Below are 16,019 nucleotides of genomic sequence, written 5' to 3' on the forward strand. Positions count from 1 at the left end.
AAGCTCGAAAACCGGTGGTTTCGGTGTGGCCCGACGCTGGAAGGGCAGCTCCATGCCGGGTGCGCGCCCTCTGCTCCCGGCTCACCACCTGTTCCCAGTGCTCAAGACAGTTTGAGGCTCAAGACAGTTTGAGCTCGCGCTCTCGCACATAGGCATCGTGGCGCGGATCACGGGCACGCAGGGCGGGCCGCGTGCTGAAGAGCAGATGCGGCAACCCGATCCGCAAGGCGGCGGGGGCCTGGATATAGGGGCGAGGGGTCTTGTTCGAGCGCATGGTCATGTGAGCCTCCTTGGTAGGAGAGGCCATGGTCCCGCGCGAGCAAGGCAGGCACGGGGCAGCGACAAGGCCATTTTCCGGCCATTGCGTTCATCGCGGGATCAGTTTTGGGAGAAGACGGGTGTCGTCCGCGCCCGACCCGAAGGCCGGGCGCTGGACGTTCAGTCTGCGAGCGAGCGCAGCAGGTCGATCACACGGCGACGGACCGTCTGGTCCTTGATGCCGGAGAAAGCAGACGCCAAAGCCAGGCCGTCCGGGCTGGCGATGAAATCATACAGGGTGTCGGAGTCACCGCCCTTGAGTTCGGACGAGCCGTCTTCTTCAAGACCCTCGAAGAAATACGCGACCGGGACTTCCATGACCTTGGCCACGTGGAAGAGCCGACTGGCACCAATCCGATTGGTGCCGCGCTCATATTTCTGGACTTGCTGGAAAGTCACACCGAGCTTCTCGCCCAATTCCGACTGACTCATTTCCAGCAGGCTGCGGCGCAGGCGCAGTCTGGCCCCTACATGCTGATCAATACTGGTCGGGCCTCGTGCACTCATCGCGTCCTCACGTCTGTGGTTTGATGACTTCTACGTCGCAAAACTCGCTTGGATGGCAGAACTCTTCGCGGAACCAAGGGTGGAGTCTACGATTGAACAGTTCGGCGATCCAGTCGGCAACGCATTTTATTCTCGATATTCCAAGACTGCCTGGTGAGTTCTTCAGCCAGAAACGGACGTCTTGATGGAAATCATAATCAAGAACGACAAGCTCATCCGGATACAAGGACGCCAGATAGGTTGGTGCCATGGCTATTCCTCCACCATGGCGAATGGTTTCAAATAGCACTGAACTGATGTCCGCAGTGAAGGAATATCTTACAACCTCATCCGTTGCTGTGGCTTTTCGCTGCCACAGGTGGAGTGACGGATCATACTGCTCCAGTCTCAGGAATCGCAGTGTCAGCACGTCTTCCAGCGAACGTGGGGCGCCATAGGTGGCGATGAATTCCCGCGACGCCATGGGCATGTAGTGGATGCTGCCCAGCGCCCTGGCCTCGGTATCCATCGCCTTGTCCGGGGTGAAAGTCAGGCTCAATGCTGCGGCTGTATCGCTCGCTGCGGCAGACCGGTCATTGATCAGCTTGAGCACGACCTCCGGGTTAACCCGTTGAAATTCCGGTATATGGCGCGCAAGCCAGTAGGTGGCCAATCCGTCTGGCACGCGCAATGAGACCTGGCCGGCCAGGCTGCGATCCATGCCGGCAATCTCGGTCTCCAGCCGTTGGGCGGAGCGCTGCATGGTTATCGCATAGTCCAAAGCGGCGGTGCCCGCCCGTGTCAGCACAACCCCATCGGCCCGCCGCTCAATGAGCTGCGAGGACAGGCGACTTTCTAGCTGCCGCATGCGTTTGGAGACGGTGGATTGCTGACAGCCAAGCACGGTCGCCGCTGCGCTCATCGATCCGGTTGTGGCAACGGCATGAAAGATTTGAAGGTCATCCCAGTCAAAGACGTTCCGCCTCAGATCGTTATCCAATTTCAGACTACCCCGCATTCCAACTTTGCCGAAGAAGAAGTATCGCGCCGGTGTTAACGAAGAATTAACTACATGGCGGAGTGCGCGGAATGGTGAGTGATGGGCTGCGTTTCAGCTCCACAAAGACAGGGTTCGAGTTCCCGCTCGAACGGCTTGACCAGGCCTTTGGTTCCTTGGATTTCAAGCCTGTTCAGCTGTCTGAGATTGATGAGTTTCACGCGCTGGCCAACGATCTGATCGATGGCGAGATTGCGAGTGCGACAGCCATAGGCCGGGTCCAGGAATGGACCCGCCGTTCCCTTCACATGCGCCGATGGAATGGCCGCCCTGACGGTTTCGTTGCCTCAATCCCGCTTAGCGATTCCGGCGTAACTGCACTCCTGCAAGGCGAGTTCGGTTTTTCCAATGCGCGCCGTGAGTGGGTGTGTGGGCTGGAAGAAAGGGCCTCAGCCCTGCTGTCCTGGGGTCTGGCCGGGCGAACGCCGCATGCCCAGGCCGCCGCCTTGCGGGCCCTGCTCGTTGGGTGGCGTGGCTTTTATGGCGATGTCCGTGTCTATGCCAGGGCCCGGACGACTGAAGGTAAAGCGCTGATGCGGCGGCTCAATTTCGAGGTTTGCGCCTATCCGGACGGCGAAAGCCCGCTCTACTGCAGCACCGGCTTCCCGAGGAAGCTCGGCGATATGCTGCTCAAGCGGACCGTTCTCGGCAAATGGGAGGGTTCCTCATGAAAAACGCGATACCCGATAGTCTGGAAGTGACAGTCGCGCGATCGCTTGACCAGGTGGTCATGGCGATGACCTTGCGCGGGGTCATCTATCTCGGCGAGCAGTTTGCCCCCTATGCCGAAGAGTATGACGGCAATGACTTTGTTGGCGCCGGCCACCTGATAGCCTGGCGGGGCAAGGAGCCGGTCGGCGTCCTGCGCCTGCGTTTCTTCGCTGATTTCGCCAAGGTCGAGCGGGCGGCCGTCCTGCGCCAGTACCGGCGTTTCGGTGTCATGCGGGTCCTGATGCAGGAGGCCCAGCGCTATTCTGCGCGCCGCGGCTACAAGAAAATGCTCGGCCACGCCCAACTCAATCGCGTCAAATACTGGCGCACGCATGGCTTCCGAATTCGATCGGACCGGCCCGAATTCGGCTTCTCTGACTATAAATATGTCGAGATCGAGCGCGATCTTGTTCCGCCAGCCAACGCCATCACAATGGATACCGATCCAATGGTCGTCATTCGTCCGGATGGCGAATGGGATCGCCCCGGCCCGTTTGACCTTTCGCTTGCGCGGATGCAAGAGGATCAGGACGAGCGCAAGCCGGAGGAGGCCGCATGAGCTTCGCTGACCCCTGCCTGATCCTGCTGGACTGCCAGCGCGATCAGGTGACCGGAAGCAATGGGAAGATTGACCCGGTCAATCAGGCCGTGATCGATCGTATCCGCGAGCTGCTGCGCCACGCGCGGCAATCAGGCTGGCGGGTCTGTCATTGCCAGTTCCAGGGTGAAGGCTCTGTTGCCGGCCGCGCGCCGATTGACGGCTTGCGACCGACGGCCCAGGAAGCGGTGTTCAAACGTCGCGGCTTGTCGGCGTTCTCGGATCCGTTCTTCCATCAGGTTCTCGCGCGCAGTGCCGGATCGAGTGCGCTGCTTGTGGGTTTCTCCGCGCCTTTCTCCATTCTGGCGACCGTTTTCGATGACGCCAATCGGGACAAGGCATTGACCGTCGTGCCTGAAGCGGTGGGTGCATTGGCGGTAGAGCCGCGCGATGTCGCCGAGACCCGCGCCATGGCTTTTGACCTTGTGGCCCGCATGGCGCCAATGATGAGTTGGGAACATCTCACACAGGACTGGTCAGTCGACGCGCCGACAGCCTGACTGCGGTTACCGAGTACCGAGCACGGTTCACAACTGGGTGATATTGCCGCATCCCGCACGAATTCATGAGAATTTTGCCCGTCCCGGGCTTTAAATCCGGGGCGGGCATTCTACATGTTTGTCTGTAGCGGGAAACCGGTCGGTGCGGCCTTCCCCCAGTCCGCCATTCCGGACCCGCTCGCGAAGATCAGGCCTCAAAGTGCGTCCCCCCAGCCTGCCTATGAGGTCTGCCAGGCGCCGCCGGGTTCCCCTGTCCCTACTCGGCGGCGCCGTTATCGCTACCTTTTGCACTCTTGAGAAAAAGAATGGCACGTTTGCGTTTTCAACGGCGTAGGCGGGTTGCGTGCTTCTCAAACAGGACTAGGGTCGGTCCATAAACACAACAGTCCAGGGAGCGCCACCATGGGGGCGGTCGTCGGAGTCGCGCACGCTTACAGTCGTGCAGATTTCATGGAGGCGGCGCGGGAGCGCTGGCTCGAGCTTTTCGGCGCCGAATGCGGTGAGACCGGGAACTCTTTCTTCTCACAGATCTATGATGATGCGCTTGCGGAGGACCTCGAACGGGTCGGTCCGTCAGACCTTGCCGCGCTCAGTCTCGATTTCTGGCAGTTCGGGGAGACGCGCCCGGGCGATGATATCCTCGTGCGCATGCGAACCGCGACACACGCGGATGGCACCGACCTGCCCCGTGACGTCCTGGAGATCATCGGTCGGGACCGGCCATTCATCGTCGACTCGGTGATGGGCGAAGTTGGGGCGCAAGGCCACGACATCACGGCCATGTTCCACCCGATTGTCCAGGTTCGCAGGGACAATGCCGGTGCGCGCGTGTCGGAAGGCGGGCGATGTCTCGCCGAGTCGATGATCCAGGTTCATCTGCCACCACTGGACGAATTGTCCCGCCGAACGTTGATCGAAGGCGTCACCGCGACCCTGGATGATGTCCGTGTCGCGGTCGAGGACTGGACCGACATGCGGGCCCAGATGGATGATGCCATAGCGCATCTGTCGGGCGCACGGACCCACGCATCACCGGATGAACTGGCGGAGGCGATGGAATTCCTGCGCTGGCTGCGCGACGACCACTTCGCCTTCCTCGGTTGCCGCGTCTATGATTTCGAGGTGGATGAAGACGGCTCGATGGCTCAACGCCATCCGCGCGTGCGGCCGGAATCCGGCCGTGGTGTGCTGCGCGACCCGGATCGCCATGTGCTCCGCAAGGGCTCCGAGCCAGCCGTTCTGACACCGGCCATCGAAACCTTCCTGCGTGAACCCACCCCGCTTATCGTGGCCAAGGCAAACATGAAGTCGCACGTCCATCGCCGCGTCTACATGGATTATATCGGCGTCAAACGGTATCGCGAAGACGGGGCCGTTATCGGAGAGGCGCGCTTTGTCGGCCTGTTCACGGCCGAAGCTTATGACCAGAGCGCGAGCGCTGTACCGCTGATCCGGCGCAAGGTGCGCCGTGTCCTGGAGCGCGCCGGCAAGACACCGGGTACGCACTCGGCCAAGAAATTGCGCAATACCGTCGAGAACTTCCCGCGCGATGAGCTCTTCCAGATGGATGAGAATGATCTGCTGGAGATTTCGCTCGGCATTCTGCACCTGCATGATCGCCCGCGAACCAAGCTGTTCATTCGCCGCGATCAGTTCGACCGCTTTGTCTCCGCGCTCCTTTTCGTTCCGCGCGACCGCTATAATTCGAAGGTCCGCGAGCAGGCGGGCGAATTGATACGCGAAGCGTTTGGCGGCCGACTGTCAGCGTTCTACCCGCAGTTCGGCGACAGCTCACTGGCGCGCGTTCACTACATCATCGGGCTCAACCCGTTTGATCACCCGGAGCCGGATACCGGCGAGCTCGAGCGCAAGGTCGGTCGTCTCGCCCGCACCTGGGAAGACGATCTGGAAACCCATGTTCGTCGCAATGCGCCGGAAGCCATCCGGATGCGAATGGGGGCCTATCAGGACGCCTTCAAGGCCGGGTATCGCGAACTCTACGACCCGGAAGAGGCGCTCGCCGATGTTCTCAAGCTGGAATCGTTGGAAGGCCCCGGAAAAGTCGCTGTGCGTGTCTATCGCGAGGCCGACGACAACGAGACCGATCTGCGCCTGAAAATCTATCGCGTCGGGCGTCCTGTTTCCTTGTCGCGCGTCATGCCGGTTCTGGAAAATCTCGGCCTCTATGTGGTTCAGGAAACCGGATTTCCGGTTGATCGCCGCGGTGCCGACGGAGATGCGTTTGATCGCGCCCATGTCCATGATTTCGAGATGAAATCGGACGCGCTGAAGGGCCGTGATCTCGCCGAGCTGGCGCCCAGCCTCGAAGACGCTCTTATGGCTGTTGCTGACGGTCGGGCGGAAGATGACGGCTTTAACCGCCTGATCGTCGAGATTGGTGTGACTTGGCGTGAAGCGGCCTTCCTGCGAACCTGTGCCCGCTATCGCCAGCAGACCGGTCTCGACCCGTCACAGGCAATCCAGGAAGAGGCGCTCGCGGCCTATCCCGGTATTGCGCGCGGATTGCTGGAATTGGCGCGGGTCAAATTCGACCCCGATTTCACCGATGATCAGAAAGTCCGGTCGGATGCGGTGTGGGATGTCTCGGAGTCCCTGCGCAAGCAACTCGATGATGTTGCCAGCCTAGATCATGACCGGGCGCTGCGCCGCATTTTCCATCTGGTCGAAGCCACTTTGCGGACGAACTTCTATCAGCGGGGCGAGGACGGCGAGCCAAAATCGCGGATCGCGATCAAGATTGCCAGCGAGTTGCTGGAAGAATTGCCGCTGCCGAAGCCCTATCGTGAAATCTTCGTCTGGTCGCCTGATGTCGAGGGGGTTCACCTTCGCTTCGGACCGGTCGCCCGCGGCGGCCTGCGTTGGTCGGACCGTCGAGATGATTTCCGCACGGAAGTGCTTGGCCTGGTCAAGGCGCAGCAGGTCAAGAATGCGGTCATTGTGCCGGTTGGATCGAAGGGTGGGTTCTACCCCAAATCCCTGCCCCGTCACGGCTCGCGGGAAGAGATTTTCGAGGCCGGGCGTGAAGCCTACAAGACCTTTATCCGCGGCCTGCTCGACCTGACCGACAATATTGTCGACGATGGTGTCATTCATCCGGAAGGCACGGCGTGCTGGGATGATGATGACCCCTATCTCGTCGTTGCCGCTGACAAGGGAACAGCAACCTTCTCCGATACAGCCAACGGGCTTGCAACGGACGAGTTCGACTTCTGGCTTGGCGACGCCTTCGCGTCAGGCGGATCGGCCGGCTATGACCACAAGAAAATGGGCATCACGGCGCGCGGAGCCTGGGAGTCGGTGAAGCGTCATTTCCGTGAGATGGGCAAGGATATCCAGGCCGAACCCTTCTCGGTGATCGGTGTTGGCGACATGTCCGGCGATGTCTTTGGCAATGGCATGTTGTTGTCGAAGCAGATCCGCCTGGTGGCGGCCTTTGATCATCGCGATATTTTCATCGATCCCGATCCGGGTGATCCGGAGACGATGTGGAATGAGCGCAAACGCCTGTTCGACCTGCCGCGAACATCCTGGCAGGACTATGACAAGTCGTTGATCTCAAAAGGTGGCGGTGTTTTCGCCCGATCGGCCAAATCGATTCCGCTGAGCGACGAGATCAAGGCCATCACAGGCCTGACCACCAATAATGCCAGCCCGATCGAGCTCATCAATGCCCTGCTGAAGTCTGATGTCGAGTTGATGTGGTTCGGCGGAATCGGCACCTATGTGAAGGCCACCACCGAGCAGCATTGGGAGGTTGGCGACAAGACCAATGACGGCTTGCGCGTGAATGCCAATGAGGTGCGGGCCAGGGTTATTGGTGAAGGTGCCAATCTGGGCTTCACCCAGGCGGCCCGTATCGAATTTGGCCGCCATGGTGGTCGGGCCAATGCCGACTTCATTGATAATTCCGCCGGTGTGGACAGCTCCGACCATGAGGTCAATATCAAGATCCTCCTGCGTCCGCTGGTCCGCAATGGCGACATGACCCGCGAGGCGCGCGACCGGCTTCTTGAGTCGATGACGGATGATGTCGCGACCCATGTCCTGCGTCACAATTATGATCAGTCCCTGGCCATTTCGCTGGCCGAGCATACGGCGGCCGCCGACCTTGATGCCCATGAGCGTTTCATGGCGCGTCTGGAGGAATTGGGTCAGCTGGATCGGGAAGTCGAGGGCCTGCCCTCTGTCGAGCAGGTTCGCGGTCTGAAGGCGCGGGAACAGGGTCTCACCCGACCGGAGCTCGCCGTGCTGAACTCCTACGCCAAGATCACGCTTTTTGATCAGCTGGTTGCGTCGGATGTGCCGGATGACCCGCACTTCAATTCCATGCTGGTGGGCTATTTCCCGAAGGGCCTGCATGATCTGAGCGAAGCGATGGAGGGCCATCGCCTGCGCCGCGAGATTGTCTCGACCGTCTTGGCCAATGAGATGATCAATCTGGGCGGCCCGACCTTCATTCACCGGGCGATCGACTCCACCACTGCGGCTGTGCCCGCCATCACCCGGGCCTTTGAGGCCGGTCGCCAGATCTTCGGTTTTGCCGAGATCACCGAGGCGATCAATGCGCTCGACAACAAGGCTCCAGCGGAGGTCCAGGTCCAGCTGCACGAGGAGATCATCCGCCTCCTGCGTCGTCAGACCTATTGGCTGGTCCGGCGCAGCCGGAACCAGAACTCGTCAATCCCGGATTCCATCACGGATGTGATCGAGGCCTATCAGCCAGGCGTGCAGCGCTTGCGCGGTATGGTCCATGAAATCATCTCCACCCATGAACGCCGGGGTGTGAAGGCGCGCCAGAAGCGCTTTATCGAAGCCGGTGCCCCCGAAGACATCGCCCTGGCCGTTGCCGAGCTGCGTCCGCTCACCTCGTCGACGGACGTGATTGACATGGCTATGGGGTCGGACTGGCCCCTGGCTTCGACCGCCTATATCTACCACGCTGTCGGCGCGCGCTTTAAGTTCGACCGCCTGCGAGGCCTAGGCCAGGAGGTTTCCTCCGAGCTGCACTGGGACCGTCTGGCTGTGCGCCGCCTCATGGAAGACTTCTACGCCAGCCAGCAGGCCTTCACCGCGTCTGCGATGCAGTTCGCTGTCCAGGCGGGCGGATCTCTGGCCTCCGGCGTCGAGGAGCCGACCCGAGAATGGGCCGATGCGCTGGTGGAAGCCTGGAACACCATCAATGAGGAAGAGGCGGGACGGGTCGACTCGGTTCAGCGGCAGCTCGATGAATCGGGCAGCTGGACCCTGTCCAAGCTGGCCATTGCCTCAACCCAGCTCGGCGAGATGGCCGCCGTCGTTCAGCCCTGATCGGCAAACGCCTCATCCAGCCATGAAATGATGCTGGCGCGGGCTCTCTGAGCCGCGTCAGCATCATATTCCATCCGCGGATCGGGCGGCCCATTGGGCTCGTCGAAAGCATGGGTCACGCCGGACCAGAGCTCATGATTGACAGGGCGACCCGCCTCGGCGGCGCGGGCAAACAGACGCTCGCAATCGCGCGCGGGTGCCACCACATCACGGCCACCCAGCAGGGCGTGCAGCGAAATATCGGTGGCAAATCCGCGCCCGTCTGCCCGGACTGGAAAACCACAATAGGGATAGATCGCGATCGCGGTTCTGACCCCCGGCAAGGGCGTGGAGGGCTGCGGGGAAAGGGCCGGTGAGCTGCGACCCTCATCGGCGAAATCGAGCGCTTCCAAAACTGTCCAGCCGCCATGGCTCCACCCAATCAGGGCCAGGCGATCAGCATCGATGCCGGGCGATTCCGACGCGATTGCGATCGCCGCGGGGATGTCGGCAGCGCGTTCCTGCCCCCACAGGCGCTGAGCGGTGCAGATCTGGGTCATGGCGCCAAAACGCCCTATCCCGCGCGCACTGTTGGAATCGACCAGGACAACGCCATAGCCGGCCGTCAGAAGCGCGGTTGCATAATCCGCCTGAACATCGCGTTGACCGCCGCACCCGTGCAGCAGGATTGCCGCTGGAACCGGGCCATTCGCCGTTTCAGGCAGCCGGATCTCGACATGCTCGCGCAGGAGGGCGGTCTGCTCAGCCAAGGTGCGCTCGGGCACACTCCAGCCGGTGAAATTACCGGTCGCACAGGCCCCCAGCCCCGACATGAGGATAAGGAGTGCGATGATGAGAGGTCGGATCAAGCGGGACAGTGTCATGCCGGCAAGGTGAGCCCATTGCGCCTGATGGCGCAATGTTTAGTCGATTCACATGCAGGGCGCGCTAGTGGCGGAAGTGACGCATTCCGGTGAAGACCATTGCCACGCCAGCTTCGTTGGCGGCAGCAATCACCTCTTCGTCACGGATTGATCCCCCCGGCTGGATGACAGCCGTGGCGCCCGCCTCCACGGCTGCGTGCAGGCCGTCGGCGAAGGGGAAGAAGGCATCCGACGCGCAGACTGACCCTTGGGTCCTCGGCTCGTCCCAACCATTTTCGGCAGCGGTCGCCTCGGCCTTGCGAACCGCCAGGCGAGCCGCTTCGAGGCGGCTGGTCTGGCCCATGCCGATCCCGGCGGTCGAACCATTGCGGGCATAGACTATGGCGTTCGATTTCACATGCTTGACGACTTTCCAGCCAAACAGGAGATCGGCGAGTTCGGCCTCGGTGGGCGCGCGCTCGGTCACGACCTTGAGCGCGTCCGCGCCGATCATGCCGATATCGCGCTCCTGCACCAGGAGGCCACCGGCGACCGTCTTTGTCAGCCATCCGCCCTGGGTCGTATCCGGCATGCCGCCCGTCAGCAGGACGCGCAAATTGGACTTTGCGGAGAGAACCGCCAGCGCGCCTTCATCGGCGTCCGGCGCGATCACGACTTCGGTAAAAATCTTCACCAACTCGCCGGCTGTGTCGGCATCGAGCTTGCGGTTCATCGCGACGATACCGCCGAAAGCGGAGATCGGGTCGGCGGCGAAAGCTTTCTCATACGCGACGGCCAGATCGTCATGCAGGGCAACGCCGCAGGGATTGGCGTGCTTGACGATGATGACGGCGGCCTTGTCGTCAGGCGCGAATTCTCCGGCCAACTCGAATGCGGCATCCGCGTCCGCCAGATTGTTATAACTCAGAGCTTTGCCCTGAATCTGGCGCGCGGTAGCGATGCCCGGCCGGTTTTCGGCGCTGGCGTAGAAAGCCGCATTCTGGTGCGGATTCTCGCCATATCGCAGGGCCTGCGTCAGCGCGCCGCCAAAGGCCCGATAGGCCGGGGCCGGATCGTCGAGGGCATCCGCGAACCAGCTTGATATGGCGGCGTCATACGCGGCGGTACGGGCATAGGCCTTGGCCGCGAGCGCCTTGCGCAGATCGAGGCTGGAATGACCGTCATGGTCACTCATCTCGGCCAGGACACGGTCAACATCTTCGCCATCGCAGCAGACATTCACCCAGGCATGGTTCTTGGCTGCGGCGCGGATCATGGCCGGGCCACCGATGTCGATATTCTCGACGCAATCGGCATACTCAGCGCCTTTGGCGACAGTCTCCTCGAACGGGTAGAGATTGACGTAGAGCAGGTCGATATGCGGGATTCCGTGCTCGCCCATTGCCGCGCGATCATCACCATTGTCGCGTCGTCCCAGCAGACCACCATGCACCCGCGGGTGCAGCGTCTTGAGGCGGCCATCCATCATTTCCGGAAATTCCGTGACCTCGGACACGTCCCTGGCCGGGATGCCGGCATCCTTGAGGGCGCGCAGCGTGCCGCCAGTTGAGAGGATCTCGACGCCGGCATCGGCGAGCTGGCGCCCGCGTTCAACAAGGCCCGACTTGTCGGAGACAGAGATCAGGGCGCGGCGAATGGGGGCGTGGTCATGGTCGGACATGGAATGGTCTCCATTGCTTCATGCCGGTGGTTCGCGGCGAGGTAACACGGCGGGCCGTCAAGTCAATCTTCCCGGGGCGAGGGGCGCAGTTTGCACAGCGCTTCCAGCGCCGCCGACGCGCCGGGCGCATCGCCACTGCCGGCAGCTGTCACGATGACATCGAGGCCAGCCTTGACCGCCTCGGCATCAAGCTCCGGCCCGGTCACGGCCCAGACCCCGTCGATCGAGGTTTCGATCGTGCTCTCAAAATCATAGACTAGGCTCTCATGGCGCTTTTCGCCCGGTCGAAGGCCGACAACGCGGATCGCACCCGGTGCGTCCGGGTCGCGGCCCCGCAAGCGCAGCAGCTGGCGGGCCAGGCGCATGATCAGGACCGGGCGTCCCATGTCGAGCACATAAAGGGCGCCATTGAGCGCCGGATCGGCGGCGGTCTGGGCGGCTGCATCAAGGACCAGGCCAGAGGCTTCCTCGACGGTCATGAAATAGCGGGTCGCCTCCGGGTCGGTGACGGTCACGGCCTCGCCGGCTTCAATCTGGCGTTCGAAGAGCGGTACGACGGACCCCGTCGACCCAAGCACATTGCCGAAACGGACCACGCAAACGCGAGTCGCCTCCGACTTCGGCGCCGCGGCCCGGGCGTAGAGTTCCGCTGCCCGCTTTGTGGCGCCCATGACATTGCCGGGATTGACCGCCTTGTCGGTGGAGATGAGGGCGACGACGCTGGCACCGTGGGTCTGTGACATCTCGATCGTGTTGACCGTGCCGATGATATTGGTGCGCGCCGCCTCGCCGGGATTGCGCTCACTCATCGGCACATGTTTGAGGGCGGCCGCATGCAGAACCACGTCCGGCTTCTCTTCCCGGAAGACCTGGTCGAGTCTGTCGCGGTCGCGGACATCGCCCAGCACAGCGCGCCAGGCTATACCCGAATGGCGTTGCGCAAACTCCAGATCGATCTCGTAGAGATTGGCCTCAGAGGCGTCGAACAGGATCAGTTTTTCCGGCCCGAGAGTGGCCGCCAGGCGGGCGAGCTGTGACCCGATGGTACCTCCCGCGCCCGTGATCAGAACGCGACGCCCCTCGATAAGGGGTCGGGCCGGCGACAGATTGGGTGCGCGAGGTGGTCGATTGAGCAGGTCAGCCGCTTCAACCGGCGAGAAGGCCTCACGCCCATCGCTCGGGCGAGCCCGCGACAGTTTTGCCCCGGTGTGAGAGGCGATGCGGATGAGCTGATTGACCGTATCGGAATCGGGATGGGCCCCGGCCAGCACGACGCGTGGCGGATCCTTCTCGACTTCCGACAGGCGTTTGAGGGCTGCTGGCAGGGCTTCCAGACCACCGAGAACCGGAATGCCGCGAATGGCGTGGCCGGTCAGGCTGGCGCCAGGCTCGATCAGGCCCTTGGTCCGGAAAGGCGCCGAGCCATTGCGGCGACCAAGATCACGCAAGGCGTCGTCCAGCTCCAGGTCGGTTCCAACGAGGATGGCGGTGGGTTTGGAGCGATCCTCGATCTGCAATGCGCCGCGCAAACCCTGTGTTCGCAAGGCGGCCACAGACAGGCGTGCGGCGAGCAGGATGAAGAGCAGGATCGGCATTTCCAGCAGGATGGAGGTCCGCGGGAAGCCATCCAGTCGGTTGATCAGAAAGAGAATGGGCAGGAAGACGAGATTGGCGAGGACGACAGCGCGCACGATACGGGCGGCATCATTGAGGGCGGTATAGCGCCAAAGTCCGCGATGAAGGCCTTCGATCGGAAAAATGATCGCGCAAGCGAGGGCGAAGACGGCCACGGATTGCAGCATCACCTCGTCGGGAGCAGGGCCCGGCTCGAATCGATAGCGCAACAGGACGGCTGCCCACATCGACACAGCGCCGGCAGCAAGATCGAACAGGGCGACGGTCACCATGGACATCTGGCTGCGAATTGATGTCGCGCCCCGCGCCTTGGACGGCGGCTGGCTCATCCGGTTTCCCCCTGCGTACCCCCGACCTGGCCCAGGCGCTGAAACGCCCAGCGCACACGGTTCGGTGGCCTGTCTCCGGCCCCGAAGGGCTCGGCTTCCCCTTGTACTACTATCTGCGTGGCGCGTTGTGGAGGTGCACCGGCAGCCAGATAGACAGATCGTTCCAGCCGGATCGGCCCGCCATCGGTCCTGAAACGCCAGCCATCGCCATCGGGCTGAACCAGCAAGGCGCTCATACTATCGCGCGATAGCGAGGCACGGACATCGGGGTGGAGGTGAAAGCGAATGGCGAAACGAAAGCGAACATCGACATCCTCCGGCGGTCCGTCCGAAACCGGCCGGAACAGGGCGTCCTCGCCCCGCAAATCCCCGCCATCTGCCGCCAGGAAAACGCGGCGACGATGAGAGAGGCCGTAATCGGCGCGATAGCCTTCATGAATGCCTTCCAGCCAGACGCCCATATCTTCTTCATTGCGGCGGGCCGTGACCGATCCGGGGGCCGAGGTCAGGCGCGGGCCAAGCAGGTCCCGTTTCCAGCCGGGCGCGAACAGGCGGGCAGAGGAGGTTTCCTCGAGCGTGAGCGTGGAGTGAGCCGCCGTCGCCCGGACCGCTTCGCGCCAACTCGACGGCTGGTCATCATGCCAGCCGCAATTGACAACCAGCCGACCGCCCGTCGTGCACAGCTCAAAGGCCAGTGCGCTGGCATGGGCGCTGGTGCTCAGCGTCCCACGCGGCGCTTTGCCGACATCGAGCAGGATTGTGGCGCCGCCGGCCTCGGCCCGGTGATAACCGGAATGGGGCGCGAAACCGAAGGGTTTGGCGCCGGTTTCATCTCGCGAGAGGGCCATCTTCAAGGCGCCATGATCGCACTCGCCGCCACCGTGGAAACTGGCCAGCCCGCCATCGCTCATGCGGAAGAATCGCGACATCGGCGCAAGACGGTCGATGGCCCGCACAATCTCCCGCGGTATGTCGACGCCCGCGGTTTCAGCGACATCCCGCAGGACGATGAGATCAATCAGGGCTTCGGTGCCGGCTCGGGGTGAGCGCGAGACATGTCCGCCATCCGGAAGAATCTGGCGTTTGACCTCTTTCTCCAGCGCCGCCAGTCCGGATTTCTGGAGACCGGCCTGCCTGGGGACACACAGGCCGACAAAGCTGAGCGCGATGGCGCAACGCAGTCGAACAGCGCCGTCATGAGCCAGCGGAATCGTGCGCTGGAGATAGCGCGCTTGCCGCAAAAGGCTTCGCAAACGGGCGTTGCGCGCCTTCCTGTCGGACTCGTCTGTCTCAAACAATGTGTCGCCCGCGCGCAGCCAATTGATCAGGCGTGCCGACAGCACGCCATGGCTCCAGGCGAAACTGTTCCAGCGGCCAAAGGCGCGGATCCAGCTGTCGACCAGGGCCCGGGCGTTGGCAGCACCCGCCTCTTCATCCTCATCGGAGAGGCCGAAATCGTCCGGGTCTTCCTGTTTCGGGGTTGGAGCCGCAATGACGTCGCGCAACCAACCAAAACCGTGCAAGCGTCGCGCAAATGCCCGGGTCGGGGCGGGCTTTAGCCAGATATTGTCGTGTTCAGGATCAACCGAGACCAGATCTCCGGCGAGCTGGAATCGACCGGCCAGGATTTCGGTACCCCGATCCGGGCGGGGGGCGTAGAAATCTTCCGGTAACGGCCCGGTCTCCGAGGGCAAGGGGCCGAGATCGCGCAGACTCGAGAACAGGCCCATGGATTGAAGCGTCGAGGAGGCCTCGCGCCGCGCTGAGGCGATCATCGCGCCGGCATAGTCGGACAGACGCACCGCGCGAGCCATGGGATCAGCTACGCAGGGCTGAAATATTGTCGCGATAGGCGTCAGGTCCGCCCTTGAAGACGGCAGAGCCTGCGACCAGCGCCGAGGCCCCGGCATTGACACAATCCCGTGCGGTCTGCGGATTGACACCGCCATCCACCTCGATTTTTGTTGCCAGGCCCCGCTGATCGATGCGCGTCTTGAGAGCCTCGATCTTCTTGAGCTGACTGGTGATGAAGCTCTGGCCGCCGAAGCCCGGATTGACGCTCATCACAAGCACAAGGTCGAGCTCCTCGAGCACGTAATCAATCACCTCGACAGGCGTGGACGGGTTCAGCGCCGCACCGGCTTTCGCACCGGTCGCCTTGATCGTCTGGACCGTGCGATGGAAATGGGGTCCCGCCTCGGGATGGGCAGTGATGATGTCGGCCCCGGCATCGGCGAAGTCCTGGATAAACGGATCGACCGGGGTGATCATCAGGTGCACATCGAACGGCTTTTTGCTGTGCGGCCGCAGGGCTTTGATGACAGCTGGCCCGATAGTGAGATTGGGCACGAAATGCCCGTCCATCACGTCGATATGAATCCAGTCGGCCCCGGCCACGTCGATAGCCCGAACCTCTTCACCCAGCTTGGCGAAATCCGCCGAGAGGATGGACGGAGAAATGATTACAGGAGCGCCCATATCGATCCGATAACAGTGGGGCCTGACCCGCGCAAGTCGCATGCGGCGGGTGGGGC

The 16,019-nt window shown here is 62.3% G+C and carries 12 protein-coding genes; 4 read left to right on the forward strand and 8 right to left on the reverse strand.

The genetic code is table 11. The annotated features are described in order from the left end of the window. Positions 1–118 precede the first annotated feature (118 nt). The 3 genes from JXQ94_RS14960 to JXQ94_RS14970 form a co-directional block, all read right to left on the reverse strand. On the reverse strand, positions 119–280 hold the full coding sequence (locus JXQ94_RS14960; RefSeq protein WP_421924573.1) for a hypothetical protein: 162 nt from the start codon (positions 278–280) through the stop codon (positions 119–121). 158 nt (positions 281–438) lie between these two features. Then, entirely contained in the window at positions 439–825 is a 387-nt protein-coding gene (locus tag JXQ94_RS14965; RefSeq protein ID WP_295691815.1) for a helix-turn-helix domain-containing protein, read from the reverse strand. Between the two features lie 7 nt (positions 826–832). Then, entirely contained in the window at positions 833–1,804 is a 972-nt protein-coding gene (locus JXQ94_RS14970) for a LysR family transcriptional regulator (RefSeq protein WP_421924575.1), read from the reverse strand. Between the two features lie 173 nt (positions 1,805–1,977). Between JXQ94_RS14970 and JXQ94_RS14975 the strand changes: the two genes are divergently transcribed. The 4 genes from JXQ94_RS14975 (at position 1,978) to JXQ94_RS14990 (ending at position 8,998) form a co-directional block, all read left to right on the forward strand. Continuing rightward, positions 1,978–2,532, forward strand: coding sequence for a hypothetical protein (locus tag JXQ94_RS14975; RefSeq protein ID WP_421924576.1), 555 nt, complete (start codon positions 1,978–1,980; stop codon positions 2,530–2,532). Further along, complete coding sequence (locus JXQ94_RS14980) at positions 2,529–3,131, forward strand: GNAT family N-acetyltransferase (protein WP_421924577.1); 603 nt, start codon at positions 2,529–2,531, stop codon at positions 3,129–3,131. The genes JXQ94_RS14975 and JXQ94_RS14980 overlap by 4 nt, the downstream gene beginning before the upstream one ends. Beyond that, positions 3,128–3,670, forward strand: a complete 543-nt coding sequence (locus tag JXQ94_RS14985) for a cysteine hydrolase (protein ID WP_421924578.1) — start codon at positions 3,128–3,130, stop codon at positions 3,668–3,670. Before JXQ94_RS14980 ends, JXQ94_RS14985 begins: the two co-directional genes overlap by 4 nt. Before the next feature lie 402 nt (positions 3,671–4,072). Beyond that, a complete protein-coding gene (locus tag JXQ94_RS14990) occupies positions 4,073–8,998 on the forward strand; it encodes an NAD-glutamate dehydrogenase (protein WP_421924579.1) in 4,926 nt (1,641 codons plus the stop codon). Here JXQ94_RS14990 and JXQ94_RS14995 read toward each other — a convergent pair. From JXQ94_RS14995 to rpe, 5 genes are all read right to left on the reverse strand, one after another. After that, positions 8,989–9,861 carry a dienelactone hydrolase family protein gene (locus JXQ94_RS14995; protein WP_421924580.1) on the reverse strand — a complete coding sequence of 291 codons (873 nt, stop codon included), beginning with the start codon at positions 9,859–9,861 and terminating at the stop codon, positions 8,989–8,991. The two genes, JXQ94_RS14990 and JXQ94_RS14995, sit on opposite strands and share 10 nt — an antisense overlap. Positions 9,862–9,925: 64 nt before the next feature. After that, positions 9,926–11,521, reverse strand: coding sequence for a bifunctional phosphoribosylaminoimidazolecarboxamide formyltransferase/IMP cyclohydrolase (gene purH, locus JXQ94_RS15000; RefSeq protein WP_421924581.1), 1,596 nt, complete (start codon positions 11,519–11,521; stop codon positions 9,926–9,928). Positions 11,522–11,583: 62 nt separating this feature from the next. Further along, positions 11,584–13,485, reverse strand: coding sequence for an SDR family NAD(P)-dependent oxidoreductase (locus JXQ94_RS15005; protein WP_421924583.1), 1,902 nt, complete (start codon positions 13,483–13,485; stop codon positions 11,584–11,586). Further along, a complete protein-coding gene (locus JXQ94_RS15010) occupies positions 13,482–15,299 on the reverse strand; it encodes a heparinase II/III family protein (RefSeq protein WP_421924585.1) in 1,818 nt (605 codons plus the stop codon). The genes JXQ94_RS15005 and JXQ94_RS15010 overlap by 4 nt, the downstream gene beginning before the upstream one ends. A gap of 4 nt (positions 15,300–15,303) precedes the next feature. Next, positions 15,304–15,963 carry a ribulose-phosphate 3-epimerase gene (gene rpe, locus JXQ94_RS15015; protein ID WP_421924586.1) on the reverse strand — a complete coding sequence of 220 codons (660 nt, stop codon included), beginning with the start codon at positions 15,961–15,963 and terminating at the stop codon, positions 15,304–15,306. Positions 15,964–16,019 lie beyond the last annotated feature (56 nt).

This window comes from Maricaulis maris (assembly GCF_049116555.1).
Taxonomy (GTDB): domain Bacteria; phylum Pseudomonadota; class Alphaproteobacteria; order Caulobacterales; family Maricaulaceae; genus Maricaulis; species Maricaulis maris_C.

What these genes read in the sequence shown, in the direction of transcription:
- JXQ94_RS14960 (WP_421924573.1), bottom strand. Translation starts at nt 280, where the DNA reads ATGACCATGCGCTCGAACAAGACCCCTCGCCCCTATATCCAGGCCCCC.
- JXQ94_RS14965 (WP_295691815.1), bottom strand. Translation starts at nt 825, where the DNA reads ATGAGTGCACGAGGCCCGACCAGTATTGATCAGCATGTAGGGGCCAGA.
- JXQ94_RS14980 (WP_421924577.1), top strand. Translation starts at nt 2,529, where the DNA reads ATGAAAAACGCGATACCCGATAGTCTGGAAGTGACAGTCGCGCGATCG.
- JXQ94_RS14985 (WP_421924578.1), top strand. Translation starts at nt 3,128, where the DNA reads ATGAGCTTCGCTGACCCCTGCCTGATCCTGCTGGACTGCCAGCGCGAT.
- JXQ94_RS14990 (WP_421924579.1), top strand. Translation starts at nt 4,073, where the DNA reads ATGGGGGCGGTCGTCGGAGTCGCGCACGCTTACAGTCGTGCAGATTTC.
- JXQ94_RS14995 (WP_421924580.1), bottom strand. Translation starts at nt 9,861, where the DNA reads ATGACACTGTCCCGCTTGATCCGACCTCTCATCATCGCACTCCTTATC.
- purH (WP_421924581.1), bottom strand. Translation starts at nt 11,521, where the DNA reads ATGTCCGACCATGACCACGCCCCCATTCGCCGCGCCCTGATCTCTGTC.
- JXQ94_RS15005 (WP_421924583.1), bottom strand. Translation starts at nt 13,485, where the DNA reads ATGAGCCAGCCGCCGTCCAAGGCGCGGGGCGCGACATCAATTCGCAGC.
- JXQ94_RS15010 (WP_421924585.1), bottom strand. Translation starts at nt 15,299, where the DNA reads ATGGCTCGCGCGGTGCGTCTGTCCGACTATGCCGGCGCGATGATCGCC.
- rpe (WP_421924586.1), bottom strand. Translation starts at nt 15,963, where the DNA reads ATGGGCGCTCCTGTAATCATTTCTCCGTCCATCCTCTCGGCGGATTTC.